The sequence below is a fragment of the Bacillus sp. 1NLA3E genome, assembly GCF_000242895.2.
Lineage (GTDB): Bacteria > Bacillota > Bacilli > Bacillales > Cytobacillaceae > Bacillus_BU.
Genome location: NC_021171.1, coordinates 3,945,671 through 3,967,730, shown reverse-complemented (window position 1 = coordinate 3,967,730; position 22,060 = coordinate 3,945,671). Strand labels below are relative to the sequence as shown.

Here is a 22,060-nt window from a genome sequence, read left to right as displayed (position 1 = left end):
AAAATACACAATCACAATTGTGCACATTAACGTATCACCGTATCGGGGGTCAGGCACCCTTCATTATATTAATGTGCTAACGCGTGAAAAAGGCGTTTTTCTCTATTCATTCTTTGACTATAGGAGTAAAATGGTTTCATTAATAATAGAAAATTACTGGAGCGAATGAGATGTTTCAAAAAATAAACCGATTTCTTGAAAGATTAATGCCAATGATTACTCCAACAAGTGTTGTATTTGGGGTCATTTTGGTAGATCACCTTAAACATTGGTCATATTTAGTCCCCTGGATATTTGCCTTTATGACGTTTTCTGGGAGTTTAGGATCCAATTTTAAATCACTAAAGGATGCTGTCGGACATCCAATGCGCTTGTTCACTGTCCTCATCATTCTTCATATCATCATGCCAGTTTGGGCATTTTTCCTTGGAAATGTAACATTCGGGGGAGATGTTCACACGATAACGGGGATTGTTTTAGCGGCAGTTATACCAACAGGGATTACTAGCTTTATTTGGGTCTCAATTTATAGAGGAAACCTTGCTTTAGCACTTTCGATTATTTTGGTGGATACTTTCCTTTCCCCTTTTATTGTCCCGTTTAGTGTTTCCTTGTTCGCAGGGGAGAAGGTTGTAATCGATATTTTCGGTATGATGAAGGGATTATTTGGGATGGTCGTGCTTCCATCTATTCTGGGAATGTTGTTGAATGAACTGACAAAGGGAAGGATCAAACTACAACTGGGAACGAAGTTAGCTCCTTTTTCTAAAGTGGGACTTGCTGCAGTGGTGATGATTAATAGTTCAGTTGTTGCACCGTATCTAATCCACGTCAATATGAAACTTTTACTCATTGCTGGTCTGGGATTCACTGTCTCAGCATCAGGTTATTTATTTTCGTGGATGATCGGCAAGTTTTTAAAATGGAATAGAGAAGATGTTGTTACGCTAATGTTTACAGGTGGAATGAGAAATATTAGTGCTGGTGCCGTTTTAGCAGTTTCCTATTTTGAGCCTGCTGTTGCGGTTCCTGTCGTGATCGGGATGCTATTTCAACAAGTGCTGGCATCACTTTTTGGTCATCTCCTTCACAAATCCTATCTTAAACCAGTTCCAGGAAGAGGAAATGAAGTTGCATAAAAAAGGTGCCTGCCCCGACATGTCAATACCTTAACGCGCTGGGGGTCAGGCACCATATAGTACTTTAAAGTGGTACAGTAAAGGAATTATTGTACTTCTTTTGGCACGGTTAATCCAAGTCCTTCTGCAACCCGTTTTCCATATTCCTTGTCTGCTTTATAGAAATGGCCGATTTGGCGGAGTTTAATTTCCTCTTTTTCAACGGGCTTTATCGCACCCACAATGGTTTCAACAAGCCGTGTCCGTTCCTCCACACTCAGTAAGCGATACAGGTCTCCTGCTTGGGTAAAATGATCATGGTGGTCATACGCCACATTTTCAGCCACCCCAGTAACCGGGTAGGCAGCCTGCTTATTTTCTGGAGTTTCGGTTGGGCCTCCATAACTGTTTGGTTCATAGTTAATCGAACTGCCTCCATTATCATTGAATTGAGATTGGCCATCACGTTGGTAATGGTTTATTTCATTCTTAGGACGATTAATTGGCAGCTGGTTATGCTGAACACCAACCCGGTAACGATGGGCATCAGTGTAGGCAAACAACCTTCCTTGCAACATTTTATCTGGTGAGACATCAATACCTGGAACCAAAGTACCTGGTGAGAATGTGGCTTGTTCCACTTCTGCAAAATAGTTTTCAGGATTTCGGTTTAACATCATTCGTCCGACTTCGATCAAAGGATAATCCTTTTGTGACCACACCTTTGTGACATCAAATGGATCAAAACGATACGTATTAGCATCTTCTAAAGGCATGATTTGGACATGAAGCTTCCACGTTGGATAATCTCCTTTGTCAATTGCATTAAATAAGTCCTCTGTATGATAGTCAGGGTTCTCTCCAGCAATTTTTGTTGCGACGTCAGAGGCTAGGTTTTTAATGCCTTGTTCTGTTTTAAAGTGGTATTTGATCCAAACTCCTTCACCGGCATCATTTGTCCATTTGAAAGTGTGACTTCCATAGCCATTCATGTGGCGTAATGTCGCTGGTATTCCACGATCAGACATGAGGATTGTTACTTGATGAAGCGATTCAGGTGAGAGGGACCAGAAATCCCAAACTGCATTTGGATCTTTTAAGTGTGTTTGTGGATTCCGTTTTTGTGTATGAATAAAATCAGGAAATTTAATTGCGTCGCGGATAAAGAATACTGGTGTGTTATTCCCAACAATATCGTAATTTCCGTCTTCAGTATAAAATTTTATAGCAAAACCACGTGGATCCCGGACCGTTTCCGATGAACCAAGTTCCCCAGCGACAGTGGAGAAACGGGCAAAAAGCGGTGTACGTTTGCCGACTTCTGATAAGAACTTCGCTTTTGTATATTTCGTTAAATCATTGGTCACCTCAAAATAACCATGGGCACCTGCACCTTTTGCGTGAACCACTCTTTCAGGAACACGCTCCCTGTTAAAGTGAGCCAATTTTTCGAGCAAATGAACATCCTGTAACAATGTTGGTCCTCTTGATCCCGCTGTCATCGAGTTTTGATTATCTCCAACAGGAGCACCCCAACTCGTAGTTAGTTTCTTGTTTTTTTTGGTCATGAATGGATCACCCCAATTTATCATTATTAGTAGAAAATCAAACGAAGGAAAGATATTACACTTAAGATAATATTAGATAAGCATCAAATATATTTACAAAAGACTCCGACATTTATTGCATAAAAAGAACCTGACCATCGGCGCTTAAACGCGTTAACGCACCGGGGGTCAGGCACCATTTAATACAGTACAGCATTAATTCGATAATTAATATTGAACCTTGTATTTTTTGAGTTTTTTTACTACGTAGATTACTCCGGAAATCCATAGGACGAAGAGAATGCTATAAATAGCGAGCATGGCTGAGCTTGAGACATTAATAGTCAGTAGGAGCGTTCTCACATTTGTAAGAATGATCATTCCTCCGACCAGAACCCCGAGCAAATGCGAAGGGATAATTTTGACTAACCATGCCGCGATCGGGGCTGCGATAATTCCCCCAATCATCAAGGCAAAGACCCAAATGAAGTTAATCTCACCCCACCCAAGTGAAAATAAAAAACCTATTGTAGCAGAAACAGAGATGGCGAATTCACTAGTATCAACAGAGCCAACTACCTTTCTAGTTTCAATATTGTTCTTTGAAAGGAGTACAGGTGTCGTGATTGGTCCCCACCCACCTCCACCGGTTGAGTCAAAAAATCCAGCAATAAAACCTAGGGGGATAAAAAACTTTTTATTAAAATCTGGCTGTTTTTTCTCTTTTACATCAACCTTTTTAAAAAGAAATCGGTAAATAACAAAACATCCTAGTCCGAGTAAAAATAAGGAAATGTAAGGCTTTATAATATCACCAGGTATGCTTCCTAAAAAAATTGCCCCAATGAAGGCTCCAACTGATCCAGGAATCAATAATCTTTTAACAATATTTTTGTCGACGTTACCGAACCTGATATGAGAAATACCCGATGCTGCTGTGGTGACGACTTCAGCTAGATGGACGGATGCGGAAGCGGCAGCTGGTGCGATACCGAACAATAATAAAAGGGAAGTGGAAGTAACACCATAAGCCATTCCTAGCGACCCGTCTACCAATTGAGCACAAAGTCCAATTACCGCAAGAATGATCAACTTTTTCAAAAAAACATCTCCTTTTTCGTACCAGCCCGAGTGTTTTACAAATACAACTTTTATAAAAATTAGCCAAGGATTAATACGAGTGGTGACGACTTAGTGTTTAAAGTAACAAATTCTAAGAAACTTTCTAACCCATATTATGAAACCCAAACAATCTAGGTCACCAGTCCAGTAGAAATTGGGTAATTGCCCATAAAAAAAGAAAAGGTACCTGCCATTCGGTTGTTTCATACTCTAACGAACCGAGGGCAGACACCCTTTCTTATAGAAAAGACTTATTTTTGTTCATTTTTCCATTTTTCGAATTTGAGGTGTTTAAGGTGGTTTGAAAATTCCTCTTTACTAGCGCCCTCATTTATTGCTAAGGAAATCAACTCTTCCCACTCTTCATCTAAAGTTAGGTCTGTTTGATTTACTGAATTTGGAGTGAGAATTATATTGTCAATGCTAATTTCTAATGAATCCGCAATTTTAATTAAAAAATGAAGAGAGGGGTTACTCTTTACATCCCTTTCAATATGGCTCAAGTAGGATTTAGAAACATGAGCAAGTTTTGCTAGCTTTGATAGGGAATAGCCTTTTAATTCCCTGAAATATTTGATTCGTTGGCCGATCATATTTGTTCACCTTCCTTTAGCTCCTGTTTAATAGTAGGAGTCGATTAATAGTAATATAAAGAACCAATTGTTCCTTATATAGAGCTACGAAGTGGGATTAATAACAATAAAAAAACAGGAAATAGATTGGTGAAATTGAGATAATCCGTTCCTTCTTAAGGTGTTTCTCATTGGACTTTTTTCATATAATAACATAAGATGTTCTTTAAAAAGAACAAAAATATCCGCGAGATAAACTTATAATTATAGATTATTTTCAGGTTAATAATTCTTTATTAAGAACAAGGAGGCGCCCCTGTTGATATTTTTATTCCATTATTTATCTTTATTAAATATGTTCGACGCTATCATTACTTTTGTGGGGTTGGAAAATTCCTTAATTCAAGAAATGAACCCGATAATGAATAAAGTATATGAAATCAATCCGATTTTATTTTTATTTTCAAAATTCTCTCTATCATTTTTACTATATTTATTTATTTTCTTAAAAAAAGTGCCAAAATCTAAATCCCCAAGAATAATAACCTACCTCGCATCTGGTATATACACCATCATATTCATCCTTCACTGCTTCTGGATAATCGGACTTCCCTATCTGTAATACAGTAAAGCACTGGGGGTCAGGCACCTCATTTCGCTTTAAAGCGTTAAAATTAAATATATTGTGAATGATTGGGATTTTCATAGACTGACGGTCGGTCTGGGGTTTATAATGAACTTAATTAATCGATGTCAAGATTGACTAGGAGTGAGATATTGATGAAAAACTGGAGACGAATTCAGTTATTATTAATGTTCTTGTTATTGCCGGCTTTACTAAACTATTTCTCCCCTTATTTAGTGATTGATGGAGCAACCCACGGAATAGCAACAGGAGCCTTTGTTATTTGGTCATTAATGTTTATCCTTTCACTTTTCGCAGGCCGAATTTTTTGTTCATACGTTTGCCCTTATGGTGGACTTCAGGAGGCTATTGATAAAACCATCAATAAGCCATTAAAGGAAATCAAATGGCTGAGAACATTTAAATTGGGATTAGGTATGGTGTGGGTAGCCATATTTATATACGTACTTTTGCTTCAAGGTGGTTTTTCTTCATTTAATTTCTTTTATTTAACAGAGAATATTGTCTCAGTTGACCATTGGTCCCACTTATTAATGTATTACATCATCATAATTGGGATTGGAATATTACCATTTATTCTTGGTAAAAGAGCTTCCTGCCACTATTTGTGCCCTATGTCTATCCTAAATATCGTGGGGACCAAATTCAAAAATCACATGCCATATCCATCTCTCCGTTTAGTTGCAAGGTCTAGTACATGTTCGGGATGTAAACAATGTAATAAAGCTTGCCCAATGAGTATTGATGTATTGGAAATGGTTAAGAAAAATAATACCAATAATATGGAATGTATTTTATGTGGAGAATGCACGAGGGCTTGTAAAACTGGTTCAATCCAGTGCAAATTTACGAATTGAATTAGTGAGGTTTTGTAAATGACTAGAGAAATGAAAAGTCCAGAGGATCGTAAAAAACAAATTATGGACACAGCAACAAAGCTTTTCAATAACCAAGGATATGAAAAGACGTCAGTCAACGCCATCATCAATGAGGTCAATATTGCTAAGGGGACCTTTTATTATTATTTTAAATCAAAGGATGAGCTCCTGTTGGCAATCATTGACAATTACTATACTGATTTTGTCCATGAAATTGTATTGATTAGTGATGATCCATTACTAAATCCTTTTGTAAAAATAAATACTATATTGAGGAAACTTATAAATCCCTCTTCACAATCTAGTCCTTTTTCTAGTTATATTGATGATGATAGGTCAAATAAGATTCATAGCAACTTAGAAGAAAAATTTAGATTTCACTTCCATCCAGTGTTGACGAAAGTATTACAGGAAGGTGTTGAACAGGGGGTATTCATGTTGGATTATCCCGAAGAACTAAGCGAGATATTACTTATTGGCATTCAAGGATACATCCATTATCATCTACCATATTTTGAGGACCCACAATATGCCTATAAAAAATTAAAAGCAATTGAGGAATTATTTAATAAAGTTTTGGTGAACCCAGTTGGGAGACTCGTCTTATTGTAAATTGTAATTATAGTGCCTGACCCCCAGTACTGTACAGTACTGGGGGTCAGGCACCACATTTTACACTAACGTATTAAAGCAAGCACTGCCTGTTTAGTTGTTTCTTAGGACGACAATGGTTACACGGCGGTTTGCTTGGCGGTGTTCGTCTGAATCATTTGGAAAGAGGGGATGTTGTTCCCCATATCCAGTAAATTGAAGACGGTTTGCAACAATATTTCTTGCTTCAAAAAAATGAAGCACACTAGCTGCTCGTGCACCAGATAACTCCCAATTGGAAGGAAAGGATGAACTATGTATAGGTACATCATCCGTATGGCCTTCAATATTAATTGGATTTGGAACGGTATTGATTAACCCCAAAATGCCGCTCAAAGTTTGATATGAATTCTGCTTTATATCCGCTTTCCCAGAATCAAATAAAACCACTTCTTGTAAGGAGATTTCAATGCCTCTTTTTGTATCTTGAAGAGTGATTACAGCGTTTAAATGGTTATCTGCCAGGTATTTTTCCAATTGTTGTCTCATTTGTTCAAGCTCAGGGTCAATCTGGGCACCTTTTTCTTCTTTTGAAACTTGTTCGGACTTCTTATTCGGTAGCTGAGTAGAGAGCCCTGAATTTTTATCAGGAATTTTGGTTCCTGTAAGTTCGGATTTAAAGGATTCCATAATTGATTGATACTTTACCTTATCAACATTACTTGCTGCAAACAAAACAATAAAAAGGGCAAGTAAAAGAGTTAAGATATCTGCATAGGGTATGAGCCAGGATTCACTGATATGACCTTCATCATCATCATCATCCAGCCTTTTACGAAATTTACTCATGATGTTTCTCCTCCACGATCTTTTCATACTTCTTTCTATCTTTCGGAGGTATATAAACAGATAATTTAATCTCTAAAGCCCTTGGAGAAAGTCCGCGATAAATACCCAACAGCCCTTCAATAATTAACATCTTTAATTCTTGTTCCTTTTTGGAAAATCGTCTCAGTTTGTTAGCAATCGGATGCCACAAAACATAACCAGAAAAAATCCCAAGCAAAGTAGCAATAAAGGCTGCTGAAATCGAATGTCCAATCTTCTCCACATCATCTAGATTTCCTAGTGAAGCAATCAACCCAATAACTGCCCCAAGTACTCCCAGCGTAGGTGCATACGTTCCCGCCTGGGTAAAAATCAGTGCACCTGTTTTGTGCCGTTTATCAATCGCTTCCAACTCTTCTACTAAGACTCCTTCAATATATTCAATATCGTGACCGTCAATAATCATTTCAAGTCCTTTTCTGAAAAAAGGCTCTTTTATACTATTGGCAATTTCCTCTAGGGCGAGCAATCCTTCTTTTTTTGCAATTTCAGCACATTTAACTAGATTGGCAACTTCTTCAACCATGGGTGGAAGTTTAGGTTCAAAAAAGGCAATTTTTAATAAGGAAGGAATCCTTTTTAGTTCACTACGTGGAAATGCAACCATAATTGAGGCAACCGTTCCCCCAAAAATAACGAGGAATGCTGCCGGATTGTTTAACGCCGCTAGTGAAGCTCCCTTTAAAACCATTCCAACACCTATTGCAAGGAGTGCTAATACAATTCCAATAATAGACATTACTTTCTCCTTTATTTTAGAAAAATGGTATTCTGATTTCATTTTACGCTAAACAGTAAAATTCGACAATTATGTTTTTTGATTAAAGTTTGAGTTTATTTGTAAATTTTATCAAAATGTATCAAAATATATAAGAAATAAGGTGGAATATTAATTGACGCAATATAATTTATCTAGTAGTTTTTAAATTATACATAGAAAATCATCCATGTCCTTTTAACAAAAGTTAAAAATGTTAGGAAAATAAAAGTCTCTCAACTTTTTAAATTTTGAGAGACACTATAAGGTGATAGAATGCAAGATATTGGTCTGGTAAGATTAAGTCAAATAATTTATGACTATTGCGGATTAAGTTATACTGACCGCATTCCCAATTTAGTACAAAAGATAGGAAAACGGGTTAACGAACTAGGACTTTCATACCAAGATTATTGTGATTATTTAAAAAAGTCCACTATGGAATGGGATGCTATCGTAGAGTTACTAACGATCAACGAAACTTATTTTTATCGTGAGGAAAATCAGTTAATTGAGTGTTGCTCGATTGTTTTACCCAAGTTAAAGGAGAAAATAGGAGATCGGCCGCTACGGATATGGAGTGCAGCTTGCTCATCTGGTGAGGAGCCTTACACGCTCGCAATGATGATTCAGGATTCAGGAAAATTTCTGCCAGGTACAATAGAAATCATCGCTACGGATATCAACAGAAAGGTTCTCCAAAAGGCAGAAAAAGGGTGGTATCATTCTGGATCATTCGCTTTTCGAAGAATACCTGAAAAACTGCTGAAAAAATATTTTTTAGAGGAAAATGGCGGATATCAAATTAATCCATCGATTCGAAAAATGGTTAAATTTGAGCATTTAAATCTCCTTAACAATGGACAATTAGGACAAATTGGCAAGGTGGATGTTATTTTTTGTCGGAATGTTTTAATCTATTTTGACCAAGTGACGACCAGGCAGGTGATCTTTAACCTGCATAAATGTCTAACACCGGGAGGTTATTTATTTCTTGGTCATGCAGAATCGATTACGGATATGAACTTAGGGTTTAAAAAAGTGGACTCAGATAAGACTTTTTATTATCGAAAGGAAACTGATTAGAATGCAACAATACCGTGTATTAGTGGTAGATGATTCTGCCTTTATGAGGAGGGCAATTAGCCAAATACTTGAGCAGGATCCTCAATTTATAGTGATTGGAATTGCCAGGAATGGTTTGGATGCCGTTGAAAAAGTTCAGCGGCTTATGCCTGACCTTGTCACCATGGATGTCGAAATGCCGGAAATGAATGGTCTAAGAGCGCTAGAGCAAATTATGAAAATATCTCCAGTTCCAGTGGTGATGTTAAGCTCTTATACAGGAGAAGGTGCACTTGAAACGCTGGATGCACTTGAGCTCGGTGCAGTTGATTTCTTTTTAAAAGACAATCTAATCAAGAATTCGAAAGACTACAGGCAAATTCATGAGTTTTTGCAACGTTTAAAGGCCGTTGCACAAGCGACACTACCGAAAACGGATATTATGTTTCAACCAAAAGTTAAAGAAAGTAAAAAAGGAAAACAACGGATAATTGAACTCCTTTTCATAGGCTGTTCTACCGGAGGCCCATCCGCATTACAAACGATCCTTCCACGTTTTCCAAAAGACTTTCCGATTCCGATTGTAGTTGCTCAACATATGCCCCCGAGTTTTACCAAACCACTGGCGGAACGGTTTAATAACTTGTGTCAGTTGAATGTGGAAGAAGTCAAGGATGACCAGGTAGTTTTAGCAGGTACTATTTACATCGCACCATCGGGTTATCAAACAAAACTGAAAAAAAGATTGGATGGCACAGTTATTTTTAAAGTCGAAAATCCAGAAATGGATCAAACATTATATAAGCCATGCATTGATATAACTGTAGGGTCAGCTGCCCAAATTTATAAGGATCGGCTGTTGTCTGTCATCTTAACCGGAATGGGAACTGATGGGACAAAAGGATGCGAACTTGTAAAGAAATATGGTGGCTATGTTTTTGTGGAAGCAGAAGAGTCCTGTATCGTTTACGGAATGCCAAAGTCGGTATTGGAAGCAGGATTTGCAGATGGCCAATATCTTATATCACGGATTTATGATGAGGTTAATTCCTTTATAGAATTCGTTTAAACATTAGAACAAATTACATGGATATATTGATAGGTAAGGTTTTTGAAATATTTATAAAAATATTTTCATCGCTTAAACAAAAACTATCAAAAAATAGATAAAGAAAGATTGAAAAAATTGTTTGTCATCGAAAATACTTATGACGAAAAGGGGCCTATGAGTTATAATTGAGCATAATTGGAATTCCAAAACCGGATGAAAGGAGGTTATTTATTTGGAGGTCATTCCGATTCCTATCAAAATAAATCAAACAAACCATTTGGGTGGTGGAAAACCAAAGATAAACAATCAAAACAATGCTCTTTCAAATTCCTTTGGTCGAATATTTGAAATGTTTAATAACTTACATAAATCACCCAGATTATCAGAACAAAATGAAGCGGATTCTTCAAATTGCATGTCAGATTTAACTAATACTGAAAAGAATGATTCAAAAAATATGGATGTTGGAGATTCTGGAAATATAAACTCTTTAATTGCTTTAATAGCTGCTAGATTCCAGCAAGCTCAAATATCGCCTGCAGATCTGAAAGACTTGTCCATAAACGATTCTATAGGGAGTGTTAGTCAATCGCAACCAACTTCTGTTTTAACTATGTTAAACTCACTCCAACAGGGCACAGCAGAAATTAGGATGAATAACCCCAACTTAAAGATAGTGGCGGAGGAATTGGATAAAGCAGGTTTATCAATCTCGACTGAGTTGGTAGAACAAGTAGTAGAATTAATAAATAAATTCAAGTTACCTGAAAAACAAAACCTGAATGGAATTCCTAATATTTTGGGCGATGACATTCAGCCTGAATTTGATACATTTCGTAGTGTAACAGGCACCGAAAAAGGAATGGAAACCCATAAAAGTAGAGTAGAAATGGATCCATTACTAAAATCGGTAGAAGAATCGAGTGTTGTTAAAGTCACAGTAAGTGAAAAGGACCAAATTCCATTAATGAAACCAATGGAGGAACCAAGTAGTATTCATTTTAATGGAGACATTGCATTAACAGAACATCTGGATGAACAAACAACTGTAGATACACTTGGGATAATGGTAAACAAACAGTTACATCAACCTAATAAGGTTTATGACGAAAAGAAATTTGTGCCGCCACCCGTCGTTCCGGTTTCTCAATTTGTTCCGGAAGTGAGTGAATGGATTGGTGGTTTTTTTAGATCATTGCCTGAACAATCCGGTAGCACTGAAGCCAGATTTTCTTTAATTCCTGAATATTTAGGATCTATTCAGATTAACATTACGGTTGAAAAGGGTAATGTAGCTGCAAAAATAGTAACAAATACAACTCTCTCAAAAAAGGCGATAGAAGATCAAATGTCCGACTTGAGACAGTTACTGCAGCAGAATGGTACCCCTATTCAAAAACTGGATATTATCTATCGTCCACTACAATTTGTGGATTCAACTCTAATAGATCAATCCTTTTTGTCAACATTATCTGAAAAACAAAGTATTCTGTCAACCGTGGAAGGCAAAGAGTTCCAGGCTCCCGTGCTAAATCAAGATGAAGTATCTAGTGTAATGGAAACACTTGAAAATAGAGTTGAGAAAACTTCATTTTCAAGACATCAAGTTGAGCAACCTACTTTCGATACATCAGAAGTACCAGTATATCAAAACCTACAACACCCCGACAAAATGAGTGTGGAAAAGGCATTTGTGCCGCCACCTGTCGTTCCAGTTTCTCAATTTGTTCCGGAAGTGAGTGAGTGGATTGGAGGGTTTTTAAGAACCATTCCTGAAGAATCAGGCAGTACTGAAGCTAGGTTTGCATTAAATCCAGAACATTTAGGACCAATTCAGATCAAAATCACAACCGAGAAGGGTAAAGTAACGGCTCAAATTGTTACGGAAACATCTTTCGCGAAAGAAGCCTTAGAAGGCCAGTTGCCCCACTTGAGGCAGGCATTGCAGCAGCATGGGATCTTAGTTCAAAAACTAGATATCACTCAGCAATCGGTGCCAAGCACTGACCTATCTCAAACGAATTCAACCTTCTCACAAGGGGGAGGCAGTAATTCCCATGAGCAGCGAACGCTTACTTCACCGCAGAATGGATCAAAAAAACAGAGAGATTCAAATCAAAAGGAAATGGAAAAAGATATGGTAATTAGTACATACGGGGTGGCTGGAAGAATGACTGCATCAAGCGTCGACTTTTCTGCCTAGAAAGGAGTCTGGGGTTCTTTGAGTAGCTGGATAGATGTTACAAATACATCGAATAATAACTCTATTTACAAAAATATCAACAATTTCGAACAAAAAACCACATTGGGAAAGGATGATTTTCTTAGAATTTTAACGACACAACTATCAAACCAAGATCCTACCAACCCACTACAAGATAAAGATTTTATCGCACAGATGGCAACATTTAGTTCATTAGAGCAAATGACAAATCTAAATAGTTCGTTTGACAAATTTGCTAGTCTTCAAATGAGTCAGTATGCAGGGACCATTGGCAAAGAGATTAGTTGGATGCCTGAAGGGGCAACATCTGTTAAAACGGGTGTTGTCGATGGAGTATCAGCACAAGAAGGTAACTTTTTTTATACGGTTGGGGATGAAAAGGTTCCCATGGAAAGTATTATCGAGATTAAGCAAACAATTCCTGAATAGAAATAATCCAAACAATACGTAAAAAATAAGGAGGATATAAAATGTTAAATTCATTTTACACTGGCGTTACCGGGATGAAGGGCTTCCAAACAAAACTTGATGTGATCGGAAATAATATTGCCAATGTTAATACGGCAGGGTTTAAAAAAAGTCGTGTCGTTTTTCAAGATTTCTTCAATCAAAATATTGCTGGACCATCTGCACCAACTGCTCTCCGTGGTGGAGTGAATCCGAAGCAAATTGGTCTTGGGACAAGGATTGCTTCTATTGATACCGTCCATACACCAGGAAGTCCAGTAACAACGAATATTGGTACCGACTTAAGTATTGATGGAGATGCCTATTTTGTTGTTTCACCATCTAATGGGTCACCGGTAAATTATTTAACAAAAGCAGGGAATTTCTCACGGGATGCAAATGGAACATTAGTCAATTCCAATGGCTATTATGTGTTAGGGACAAATGAGGACGCAACTTTAAACCCACAACCACAAATAATAAAAATAATAGAAGATGAAGTAAATTTAGATCCAGTAACTAACCTTCCGTTAAAATTCACATCTTTTTCAATTGACACCAATGGTGACATCAACGTGGTTGATGAAGATGGAAATAGCGGAAAATTAGCAATCAATTCCACTGGTAAATATTATTTGAACGATGGCAATACTCCTGCTACTCAAAATGAAATTATTTCCATAGGAACCAAGGTTGTTTCTAATCCTGGTGGCTTAAAAAAGGTTGGGAACACCATGTTTGAGGAAACTGCAAACTCCGGAGTATCTACTATGGATCGTATTGTATACAATGATGGAGGCCAAATCAATTCCGGCGCCCTTGAAATGTCTAACGTGGATTTAACCGATGAATTTACTGAAATGATCGTGGCACAGCGTGGTTTTCAAGCTAATGCGAAAACCATCACGACTTCTGACACCATAATGGATGAAATTGTTAATTTAAAACGATAGCCATTTATAAATAATAGAATGTCCTTTTTCTCCTACTATTTAAATATAAGTTAATTACAGAAAATTAAAAGATTCCATAACTCATGGAAGAGTTAGGGGGATGCCTTTTGGCAGATGTATTATCACAACAAGAGATCGATGCCCTTTTATCAGCCGTAAATAACGGTGATCTGAAAGTATCTGATGTCGAAGAGGAAAAGAAAAAAGTAAAAGTCTATGATTTCAAACGTGCAATGCGTTACTCTAAGGAACAATTGCGAAGTATTTCGCGAATACATGAGAATTTTGCACGGTCCTTGACTTCCTATCTATCAGCTCAATTAAGAACGTATGTTCAAATTGAAATCGAACTGGTTGATCAAGTAATCTACCAGGAATTTATCGCCTCTCTTCCTTCAAAGACCATTTTGAATATTTTTGAGGTGCAGCCAATGGATGCAAAAATGGCCTTGGATATTAATCCACAAGTGGCCTACGCCATCTTAGAACGGATGCTTGGAGGTCAAGGCGGGCCTGCAAATGTTAACGGAACTTTAACGGAAATTGAAACAATGCTGATCCAAAAGGTTTTTTCCCAAGCATTTGATCTCTATCCTTATGTATGGGAAAATATTGAAAATTTAACGGTAAAATTTGAAGGACTTGAATCCAATCCGCAATTTATCCAAATTGCTGCTGCAAATGACACTGTGATTTTAATTGCTCTTCGAATAACAATAGGGGAGTTCACAGGAAGAATAACGCTATGTTTACCGCATTTAATTATTGAACCAGTGCTACCCAAATTAGCATCTCATCAATGGTATTCAACGATTGCGAAAACAAACGTACCCCAGCAAGATAAAATTATGCAAAACTTGGATAATGTTCCTGTACCAATGATTGCTGATCTGGGAAGAGCGACGTTACAGGTTGCCGATCTGATCAACTTGCAGGTTGGAGATGTGATTGGAATTGACACTGGGAAAATTCAAGTAAAAGTAGGGAATTTCACAAGGTTTTTAGGGAATCCGGGGTTACAAAAAGGGCATTATGCTGTTCAGATTGATCAAGTAATTCAAGCGGAAGGAGATGATTTTTAGGATGAGCGAGGGTTCACTATCACAAGAAGAGATTAATGCGCTCTTCAATCAGGGAGAAATAAACCATGCATTTACGATCGATGACTTTTTGAGCCCTATGGAGCAGGATGCACTAGGGGAGATTGGAAATATTTCTTTAGGAAGCTCTACCACAGCTCTTTCCACTTTGTTAAACCAAAGGGTAGAAATAACAGCGCCGGTGTTGGTTGTTATCAAAAGGGAAAAGATGGAAGAATTGATAAGAGAAAAACATGTTGCAGTACATGTGGATTATACATCGGGTATCCACGGCAAAAATTTGTTAATGATTAAAGAAAATGACGCAAAAATAATCGCCAATTTGATGATGGGCGGTGATGGTATTGATTTAGAACCTGAACTTTCAGAGCTCCATCTCAGTGCTGTCCAAGAAGCAATGAACCAGATGATGGGCTCGGCTGCAACATCCATGTCTACCATGTTCCATCAAAAAGTGGATATATCCCCACCTGAAATTGATGTACTTGGGTTTCCTCCAAAAAAGTTGGAGGACCTTGGAGATGATATTATTATTGAGATTTCATTTCGTTTGAAAATAGGAGAATTGATCGATTCCAAAATGATTCAATTCATTCCACTTTCTTTTGGAAAGGAAATGATCGAAATGATTTTTAATCAGGGGGATTCAACCGAATTTAGCAAAGTTTCGGATGAGCCAATCGTCACTCCTGCTCAGAAATCGGTAAACCAAGTACCAATTGGCCAAACATCAGCAAACCAACCGATATCTGATTCGTCGCCGAATCGTCGACAGGATCAACAAGTGTCTGTCAATCCAACTGCAAATGCCAATGTCCAAAAAGTAGAATATTCTACTTTTTCAGAGGGGCCTGCTTCAAGTACAGGTACAAACAATATTGATATGTTGTATGATATTCCACTTGAAATTACGGTGGAGTTGGGCCGTACCAAATTACCAATTCGAAAAATCCTTGAATTGGCGCCTGGTTCTGTTATACAACTTGATAAATTGGCAGGAGAACCAGTTGATATTTTAGCAAATCACAAATTGATTGCTAAAGGAGAAGTGGTCGTAATCGAAGAAAATTTTGGTGTACGAATCACAGATATTATTAGCCCTATTGACCGTCTAACCAAAATGACCAAGTAACAATCAACAATGAATATTGGAGGAAAAGGCAATGGCACGTGTTTTAATCGTTGATGATGCTGCTTTTATGCGAATGATGTTAAAAGATATCTTAAAAAAAAATGAAATTGAAGTTATAGGGGAAGCCGTCAATGGAACAGAGGCTTTGGAAAAATACATAGAGCTTCAACCAGATGTCGTGACCATGGATATTACCATGCCAGAAAAAGATGGGATTACGGCTGTCAAGGAAATAAGGGCATTATTTCCGCAAGCTAAAATTATTATGTGTTCTGCAATGGGGCAGCAACCGATGGTCTTAGAAGCAATCCAAGCCGGCGCAAAAGATTTCGTAGTTAAACCTTTTCAGGCAGAACGTGTTATGGAATCGATAAAAAAGGTACTGGGAAACTAGACATCGAAATCATTTTCCAACTTTAAAAATAGATAAATGAAAAGCGAGTAGTGGATGGAACAAGTAGGATGTTCTATCTCACTCGCATTTTTTATAGGGGTGGTTGGTAGCACTCTAATGTAATTTTTGAAATATCCAGACTTCTTAGAATGTCAAAATTGTGATATTTAATCAAAAAGTTTCATTTATTGATAAAAAACTATCAAAAAATTTCGATATTAAAATAGTAAATTATGCTAATATTAGTATGTATTTAGGTTAAAAAGGTATAGTCAGATCCAATTTCATGGGGGACTAATCTGCATGTTATTTCAGCGAGGGGAGTTTGAAATGGATTCCAACGAATATTTAGAAATGTTTATCGAAGAATCAAAAGAACATTTGCAGTCGATAAACAACGAGTTGTTAAAACTTGAAACGGAACCAGAGAACACATCGATTGTAAATGAAATTTTTCGTTCGGCCCACACTTTTAAAGGGATGGCAGGAGCGATGGGCTTTGAAGACCTAGCTTCCTTGACACACGAAATGGAAAATGTGCTGGATTTGGTTCGCAATTCCAAATTAAATATTAATTCCCAAATTATGGATGTTGTTTTTAAGTGCGTTGATTTAATCCAAAAAATGGTGGACAGTATTGAGCAAGGGGGGGATGGCAAAGAAAATGTCTCCGATGTGGTGAACCAGCTTTCCATGCTTAAAAACCCAACTGTATCACAGCCGGAAATTCCATCAAAATCGTCCTGGGAACCGAGTGATTTGCCAGAACTAGTGCTTGATGAGTATCAACTTGATATCATTAATGAAGCAAAAAATATCGGTAATTATGTTTATCAAATCAAGGTGACAATAAATGAAAAGTGTGTAATGAAATCTGTAAGGGCATACATGATTTTTCAATCCGCAGAAGAACTTGGTGAAATCATTCAGTCGATTCCACCAGTTGATCAAATAGAGCTAGAAAATTTTGATGACTCGTTCAGCATTTTACTGCTGTCGGAGCGAGATGCCAAAGATATTCAATCACATTTACTGAAAATTTCTGAGATAAATGAAATCATCATTTCTGAAATCACCGAACCTGAAATGAATGTGATCGAAAAATCGAAAATGAACAGCACCACTGAAAAAAAAGAAAAAGTGATAAAGCATGATAACGAAGAAACGGACGCAAATAAAAAAAAGCACCGATCAAAATCGATTCGTGTTGATATTGAGAAATTGGATCATTTAATGAATTTGTTTAGTGAATTAATCATTGACCGTGGAAGACTGGAGCAGATTGCCCACAAATCACAGCTGTCAGAATTAACAGAAACAGTTGAACATATGACCCGAATTTCGACGGACTTGCAAGGTCTAATTTTAAACATGCGAATGGTTCCGGTAGATCAGGTATTTAATCGGTTCCCAAGGATGGTCCGGGATTTAGCCAAGGAGTTAAATAAAAAGGTTCAATTAGTGATTCAAGGTGCAGATACTGAATTAGATCGAACCGTTATTGATGAAATTGGTGATCCCTTGATCCATCTGTTAAGAAATGCCCTAGACCATGGTCTTGAGTCTACTGAGGAAAGAATCGCAAATGGTAAACCTGAAGAAGGGACCGTTTTATTACAAGCTTACCATAGCGGAAACCATGTCTTTATCGAAGTTACTGAAGATGGAAAAGGAATCGACCGCGAAAAGGTATTAAACACAGCGATCGAACGAGGGGTTGTAACACTGGAGGAAGCTAATTCACTGACAGACCAAAAAGTTTATGGTTTGTTATTCTCTTCAGGATTTAGCACAGCCGAAAAAGTTACCGATATTTCCGGTCGGGGTGTTGGTCTGGATGTAGTAAAGTCCAAAATTGAATCACTTGGGGGCTTTATCAATATTGAGTCTGCACCGGGAAACGGGTCTACATTTCGGATTCAGCTGCCATTAACGTTATCGATTATTTATTCGATGTTAGTAAAAGTGGAAGATGAAACTTATGCCATTCCGTTCAATTCAATTGTGGAAATAACGTTGGTCACTAAAAATGATGTATCCACTCTCCGTGGTCAAAAGGTATTACAATTCAGAGGCCAAGTTGTACCGCTAGTCTCGATAAAAAATGTATTTCATGTGCCGACTTCCGATAGCGAAGTAGTATCAGCTGAAGAATCATTTTTTGTCGTCATTGTTAGAAAAGGAGATAAAACAGTAGGTTTAGTGGTTGATTCGGTAATTGGACAGCAAGAGATTGTATTAAAATCTTTAGGAAGCTTTTTACCAAACCTTTATGCCATATCAGGAGCGACCATTCTGGGGAATGGCGAAGTGGCATTAATTATCGATACAAATCAGTTTATTAACTAGAAAGGGGGACCTTCTCGATGGAAAATTTAGAAATCGTCGCCTTTAAAATAGGAGAAGAAGAGTATGGGGTAGAGATTAATTGTGTACAATCGATCGAACGAATTCAGCCCATTACTAGAGTTCCCAATGCACCGGCATATGTTAAAGGAGTTATTAACCTACGCGGAAATGTCACTCCAATCATTGATTTACGAACGAAGTTAGCCCTTGAACAGGTGGATTACACCTCAAACACGCGGATTATCATCACCAAATATGAGGAGATTGTATTGGGGTTAATTGTTGATCAAACGAGCGAAGTGGTTGATGTACCACCAGAAGCAATTGAAATTCCATCTTCAAGTGGTTTTGATTCTGAATATTTTGCTGGAATCGCTAAAATCGATGGGCGTTTGATTATCCTACTAAAACTAGCCGAGTTAATGAAAACCGCAGAATGTGTTTTCGGACATAGTTAATAGATGGTATATAGTTTTTTACCAAAGAGGAAGGGGGACCGTAGGATGGACCAGACTGAATTACAGGAATTTAAAGGACTAATTTTTAAAGTTGGACAGGAAGAGTATGGGGTAAACATCAATCAAGTCGTCTCTATTGAACGAATGGAGCCCATTATAATTTATCCAAATAGGCCCGCCCATGTATTAGGAGTGACGACGATTCGAAATGTCGTAATGCCGGTTGTAGACATTCGATCTGCTTTAACGGGGGAAACGCTAAATCCGACAGATGTGACCAGAATCATCGTCGTCCAAGTGTTTGGGAAAGAAATTGGCCTTGTGGTTGATTCCGCGAAGGACGTGTTGGATATTGCAGCAGATACTATTCAACATCCGAACTTTTTAGAAAACAAAAATATTTCCTATTTAATGGGGATATCGAAACTAGCAGACAGGCTAATCATTCTCTTAGACATCGAGAAACTCCTCGAAAATACGACGAATCTTGATGAATTAAAAGAAATAAAAGATGCGCTATAGGTTTTAGAAAAACCGGCTAGGTAAATACATTAATTCAAAAGGTGAGGGTAAACAAATGAAAAAAGTCTGGGATAATCTATCCATGAATAAGAAGCAATGGTGCAGTCATTTTATTATGATTCTAGCTTACTTTTCTATCACATTTGTTGGGTTTTACAATGTCCAAAACTTAAAAGAACAAATGTATGAGATTGGTAAAAATCAAGTTCCAAAGACAGAATTAATTGGAGATTTAAAAGAAGATATAACACGGGTACGGTTATACACTATTAAGCAAGCATATGAGCAAAAAGCTGAAGATAAAGCAAAAATGGAAGATATAGTTAGGCAAGACATCACAGCGATAAGAAAGGAAATTAAAGAAATCGAGAAATATGATAATTCGGCGGAAAACAAAAAACTTTTAACCGCTTTTAGCAATAGTTCCGAAGAATATTTTGCTAGTATTCCAGCTTATTTTGAGGCATCAAGAAACAATGATCCTGATATAGTCCATCAAAAGATGGTCGTTTTGGCACCACTGGGGGAAAAAGCTGTTGCCTCTCTTAATGAATACACCAAAAATAATCATAAAGAAACCGATGCTGGAATTAAACAATACGAGAAAATCTCATCTAGATCCATTATGGAAAATATCATTGTTTCCATCTTTGCTGTTCTTTTAAGTATTGTCATCTCATCCCTAATTACGAAAATGATTAAGGGTGCTGTACATAAGGTGGAAGACAATGTCAATACCACCACAAAATCAGTCGATGGGATTAAAGATTCAATCGATAAAACGAAAACTAGTGCTCAAGAATTAGATACTTCTATGAAAAAAGCGAATGATTCGGTCAGTGAACTTGTCGCTTCAATACAGCAGGTGGCAGGAAACACCAATGAAACAGCAGCAGGAGTGGAGGAAATTTCTGCAGCGGTGGAACAAATGAGTGCATCCATTAATTTAGTAGCTGAAAGTGCCATGCATTTAGATGCATCTACAGTAGAAACTAATTCTGCAATTCAGGAAATGATGGTTTCAATTGAACAAGTAGCGGGAAATGCTGGTAATGTAGGTGCTAGTGTGGAAGAAATCTCTGCTGCCATTGAAGAAATGAGCAAATCAATTAAAGGCGTTAACGAAAATGCAGTAGGCCTAACCATTTCGGCTGAAGATACATCCAAGGCAGTTGAGGAAATGGTCTTCTCAATTAATCAGGTAGCGGGTAGTGTGCAAACCGTTAACCATCTTAGCAATGATGTTAAGAAGGATGCGTTTGAAGGAACCAATTCACTGAATGAAACACTGAATGGCATGAAAGAAATTTCTCATGTGATTGACCAAGCAAGTGATGTCATTGAAGGATTGGGAAAAAGCTCAGAAGAAATTGGGAGCATTATCGAAGTGATTGATGAAATCGCAGAACAAACCAATCTATTATCACTCAATGCGGCAATTGAGGCAGCGCGCGCTGGAGAGCACGGAAAAGGATTTGCAGTCGTTGCTGACGAAGTGCGCAAACTGGCTGAACGTTCAGCAAAAGCAACAAAAGAAATTGCTGGCCTCATTAAAGGTATTCAAAATGAAACAGCTGTTGCAGTGACTTCCATTAAAGACGGTGCCAATAAAGTGAAAATTGGCAATCAATTGGCAGAGAAAACCAATCAGGCAATCAAGAAAATCTCGGAAGGAATTGCTCAAGTAACTGAGGAAATGAATCAGATTGCTAATGCAACGGAAGAACAAACGAAAAACAGCAAAATACTTGCTAGTGGTGTAGAGAAAGTAACAAAACAATCATCTGAAATGAATCATTCTACGAAAGAACAATCGATCACCGCAGAAGAAATTGTTAAAGGGATCTTGGACATAAAAGATCAAGTTCAACAAATCTCTGTTGCTACGAATGAGGAAGCGAAGACAGGACGATCTATGGTTACATCCATTGAAAAAGTAAGCAGTCAATCGAGCTCTGTTACGAATGCAACGAAAGAACAGGCACTTACAGCTGAGGAGATTGTTCGTAATATTAATAATATGAAAGAAATGGTTCAACAAATGAATATCGCCACAAGCGAACAAGTGAACTACGGGCATGAAATAGCCGCAGAGGTTAGAAATGTTAACAATCAAACAGGAGAACTATTCTCCACGATTGAAACTCAAACCAACGAAGTGGAAGAAGTGGTCCAAGCGATTACTGATGTAAAAACGCAGGTTCAAAAACTAGCATAATGTAGAATAGGTTAAAACGCCTTCGCAG

Annotated in this window: 21 protein-coding genes and 1 pseudogene; 17 read left to right on the top strand and 5 right to left on the bottom strand. The window is 37.6% G+C overall.

Annotated elements, in window-relative coordinates:
- Positions 1-170 precede the first annotated feature (170 nt).
- Positions 171-1,139, top strand: a complete 969-nt coding sequence (locus B1NLA3E_RS19095) for a bile acid:sodium symporter family protein (RefSeq protein ID WP_015595455.1) — start codon at positions 171-173, stop codon at positions 1,137-1,139.
- Positions 1,140-1,225: 86 nt separating this feature from the next.
- Here the strand turns inward: B1NLA3E_RS19095 and katA are convergent, their stop codons facing one another.
- From katA to B1NLA3E_RS19080, 3 genes are all read right to left on the bottom strand, one after another.
- Complete coding sequence (gene katA, locus B1NLA3E_RS19090) at positions 1,226-2,686, bottom strand: catalase KatA (RefSeq protein ID WP_015595454.1); 1,461 nt, start codon at positions 2,684-2,686, stop codon at positions 1,226-1,228.
- Between the two features lie 207 nt (positions 2,687-2,893).
- The gene (locus B1NLA3E_RS19085) at positions 2,894-3,766 is read right to left on the bottom strand and encodes a sulfite exporter TauE/SafE family protein (RefSeq protein WP_015595453.1); all 873 of its coding nucleotides are present in this window, start codon (positions 3,764-3,766) and stop codon (positions 2,894-2,896) included.
- A gap of 272 nt (positions 3,767-4,038) precedes the next feature.
- A complete protein-coding gene (locus B1NLA3E_RS19080; protein ID WP_015595452.1) occupies positions 4,039-4,380 on the bottom strand; it encodes a helix-turn-helix domain-containing protein in 342 nt (113 codons plus the stop codon).
- Between the two features lie 334 nt (positions 4,381-4,714).
- On the opposite strand from B1NLA3E_RS19080, the gene B1NLA3E_RS26080 reads away from it, so the two are divergent.
- From B1NLA3E_RS26080 to B1NLA3E_RS19065, 3 genes are all read left to right on the top strand, one after another.
- Positions 4,715-4,981, top strand: coding sequence for a DUF5658 family protein (locus B1NLA3E_RS26080; RefSeq protein WP_442852671.1), 267 nt, complete (start codon positions 4,715-4,717; stop codon positions 4,979-4,981).
- Positions 4,982-5,139: 158 nt separating this feature from the next.
- A complete protein-coding gene (locus tag B1NLA3E_RS19070) occupies positions 5,140-5,862 on the top strand; it encodes a 4Fe-4S binding protein (protein ID WP_015595451.1) in 723 nt (240 codons plus the stop codon).
- Between the two features lie 18 nt (positions 5,863-5,880).
- Positions 5,881-6,495 carry a TetR/AcrR family transcriptional regulator gene (locus B1NLA3E_RS19065; RefSeq protein ID WP_015595450.1) on the top strand — a complete coding sequence of 205 codons (615 nt, stop codon included), beginning with the start codon at positions 5,881-5,883 and terminating at the stop codon, positions 6,493-6,495.
- A 93-nt stretch (positions 6,496-6,588) separates the two neighbouring features.
- Here B1NLA3E_RS19065 and B1NLA3E_RS19060 read toward each other — a convergent pair whose 3' ends face one another.
- Positions 6,589-7,323 (bottom strand): flagellar motor protein MotB, encoded by a 735-nt coding sequence (locus B1NLA3E_RS19060; protein ID WP_015595449.1) that lies wholly within the window; start codon positions 7,321-7,323, stop codon positions 6,589-6,591.
- Positions 7,316-8,101 (bottom strand): flagellar motor stator protein MotA, encoded by a 786-nt coding sequence (gene motA, locus B1NLA3E_RS19055; protein ID WP_041580689.1) that lies wholly within the window; start codon positions 8,099-8,101, stop codon positions 7,316-7,318. The genes B1NLA3E_RS19060 and motA overlap by 8 nt, the downstream gene beginning before the upstream one ends.
- 294 nt (positions 8,102-8,395) lie before the next feature.
- Between motA and B1NLA3E_RS19050 the strand changes: the two genes are divergently transcribed.
- From B1NLA3E_RS19050 to B1NLA3E_RS18995, 13 genes and pseudogenes are all read left to right on the top strand, one after another.
- Positions 8,396-9,205 carry a CheR family methyltransferase gene (locus B1NLA3E_RS19050; RefSeq protein WP_015595447.1) on the top strand — a complete coding sequence of 270 codons (810 nt, stop codon included), beginning with the start codon at positions 8,396-8,398 and terminating at the stop codon, positions 9,203-9,205.
- Between the two features lies 1 nt (position 9,206).
- On the top strand, positions 9,207-10,253 hold the full coding sequence (locus tag B1NLA3E_RS19045; protein ID WP_015595446.1) for a protein-glutamate methylesterase/protein-glutamine glutaminase: 1,047 nt from the start codon (positions 9,207-9,209) through the stop codon (positions 10,251-10,253).
- A gap of 214 nt (positions 10,254-10,467) precedes the next feature.
- Positions 10,468-12,438, top strand: a complete 1,971-nt coding sequence (locus tag B1NLA3E_RS19040) for a flagellar hook-length control protein FliK (protein ID WP_015595445.1) — start codon at positions 10,468-10,470, stop codon at positions 12,436-12,438.
- 18 nt (positions 12,439-12,456) lie between these two features.
- Complete coding sequence (gene flgD, locus B1NLA3E_RS19035; protein WP_015595444.1) at positions 12,457-12,888, top strand: flagellar hook assembly protein FlgD; 432 nt, start codon at positions 12,457-12,459, stop codon at positions 12,886-12,888.
- Between the two features lie 41 nt (positions 12,889-12,929).
- Positions 12,930-13,859 (top strand): flagellar hook-basal body complex protein, encoded by a 930-nt coding sequence (locus B1NLA3E_RS19030; protein ID WP_015595443.1) that lies wholly within the window; start codon positions 12,930-12,932, stop codon positions 13,857-13,859.
- 107 nt (positions 13,860-13,966) lie between these two features.
- On the top strand, positions 13,967-14,941 hold the full coding sequence (fliM, locus tag B1NLA3E_RS19025) for a flagellar motor switch protein FliM (RefSeq protein ID WP_015595442.1): 975 nt from the start codon (positions 13,967-13,969) through the stop codon (positions 14,939-14,941).
- 1 nt (position 14,942) lies between these two features.
- Positions 14,943-16,091, top strand: coding sequence for a flagellar motor switch phosphatase FliY (fliY, locus tag B1NLA3E_RS19020; RefSeq protein ID WP_015595441.1), 1,149 nt, complete (start codon positions 14,943-14,945; stop codon positions 16,089-16,091).
- 31 nt (positions 16,092-16,122) lie between these two features.
- Complete coding sequence (locus B1NLA3E_RS19015) at positions 16,123-16,485, top strand: response regulator (protein ID WP_015595440.1); 363 nt, start codon at positions 16,123-16,125, stop codon at positions 16,483-16,485.
- A 330-nt stretch (positions 16,486-16,815) separates the two neighbouring features.
- Positions 16,816-18,834, top strand: a complete 2,019-nt coding sequence (locus B1NLA3E_RS19010; protein ID WP_041581213.1) for a chemotaxis protein CheA — start codon at positions 16,816-16,818, stop codon at positions 18,832-18,834.
- Between the two features lie 17 nt (positions 18,835-18,851).
- The gene (locus B1NLA3E_RS19005; protein WP_015595438.1) at positions 18,852-19,292 is read left to right on the top strand and encodes a chemotaxis protein CheW; all 441 of its coding nucleotides are present in this window, start codon (positions 18,852-18,854) and stop codon (positions 19,290-19,292) included.
- A gap of 45 nt (positions 19,293-19,337) precedes the next feature.
- Positions 19,338-19,814 (top strand): chemotaxis protein CheW, encoded by a 477-nt coding sequence (locus tag B1NLA3E_RS19000; protein ID WP_015595437.1) that lies wholly within the window; start codon positions 19,338-19,340, stop codon positions 19,812-19,814.
- 55 nt (positions 19,815-19,869) lie between these two features.
- Positions 19,870-20,382, top strand: a pseudogene (locus B1NLA3E_RS26075) (MCP four helix bundle domain-containing protein); the annotation flags it as partial.
- Between the two features lie 57 nt (positions 20,383-20,439).
- Positions 20,440-22,032 (top strand): methyl-accepting chemotaxis protein, encoded by a 1,593-nt coding sequence (locus B1NLA3E_RS18995; protein ID WP_442852670.1) that lies wholly within the window; start codon positions 20,440-20,442, stop codon positions 22,030-22,032.
- Positions 22,033-22,060: the final 28 nt, after the last annotated feature.

Excerpts from the sequence above, each read along its gene's own strand:
- B1NLA3E_RS19095 (WP_015595455.1), top strand. The coding sequence starts at position 171 with ATGTTTCAAAAAATAAACCGATTTCTTGAAAGATTAATGCCAATGATT.
- katA (WP_015595454.1), bottom strand. The coding sequence starts at position 2,686 with ATGACCAAAAAAAACAAGAAACTAACTACGAGTTGGGGTGCTCCTGTT.
- B1NLA3E_RS19080 (WP_015595452.1), bottom strand. The coding sequence starts at position 4,380 with ATGATCGGCCAACGAATCAAATATTTCAGGGAATTAAAAGGCTATTCC.
- B1NLA3E_RS26080 (WP_442852671.1), top strand. The coding sequence starts at position 4,715 with ATGTTCGACGCTATCATTACTTTTGTGGGGTTGGAAAATTCCTTAATT.
- B1NLA3E_RS19070 (WP_015595451.1), top strand. The coding sequence starts at position 5,140 with ATGAAAAACTGGAGACGAATTCAGTTATTATTAATGTTCTTGTTATTG.
- B1NLA3E_RS19065 (WP_015595450.1), top strand. The coding sequence starts at position 5,881 with ATGACTAGAGAAATGAAAAGTCCAGAGGATCGTAAAAAACAAATTATG.
- B1NLA3E_RS19060 (WP_015595449.1), bottom strand. The coding sequence starts at position 7,323 with ATGAGTAAATTTCGTAAAAGGCTGGATGATGATGATGATGAAGGTCAT.
- motA (WP_041580689.1), bottom strand. The coding sequence starts at position 8,101 with ATGTCTATTATTGGAATTGTATTAGCACTCCTTGCAATAGGTGTTGGA.
- B1NLA3E_RS19050 (WP_015595447.1), top strand. The coding sequence starts at position 8,396 with ATGCAAGATATTGGTCTGGTAAGATTAAGTCAAATAATTTATGACTAT.
- B1NLA3E_RS19045 (WP_015595446.1), top strand. The coding sequence starts at position 9,207 with ATGCAACAATACCGTGTATTAGTGGTAGATGATTCTGCCTTTATGAGG.
- B1NLA3E_RS19030 (WP_015595443.1), top strand. The coding sequence starts at position 12,930 with ATGTTAAATTCATTTTACACTGGCGTTACCGGGATGAAGGGCTTCCAA.
- fliY (WP_015595441.1), top strand. The coding sequence starts at position 14,943 with ATGAGCGAGGGTTCACTATCACAAGAAGAGATTAATGCGCTCTTCAAT.
- B1NLA3E_RS19015 (WP_015595440.1), top strand. The coding sequence starts at position 16,123 with ATGGCACGTGTTTTAATCGTTGATGATGCTGCTTTTATGCGAATGATG.
- B1NLA3E_RS19010 (WP_041581213.1), top strand. The coding sequence starts at position 16,816 with ATGGATTCCAACGAATATTTAGAAATGTTTATCGAAGAATCAAAAGAA.
- B1NLA3E_RS19005 (WP_015595438.1), top strand. The coding sequence starts at position 18,852 with ATGGAAAATTTAGAAATCGTCGCCTTTAAAATAGGAGAAGAAGAGTAT.
- B1NLA3E_RS19000 (WP_015595437.1), top strand. The coding sequence starts at position 19,338 with ATGGACCAGACTGAATTACAGGAATTTAAAGGACTAATTTTTAAAGTT.
- B1NLA3E_RS18995 (WP_442852670.1), top strand. The coding sequence starts at position 20,440 with ATGGAAAATATCATTGTTTCCATCTTTGCTGTTCTTTTAAGTATTGTC.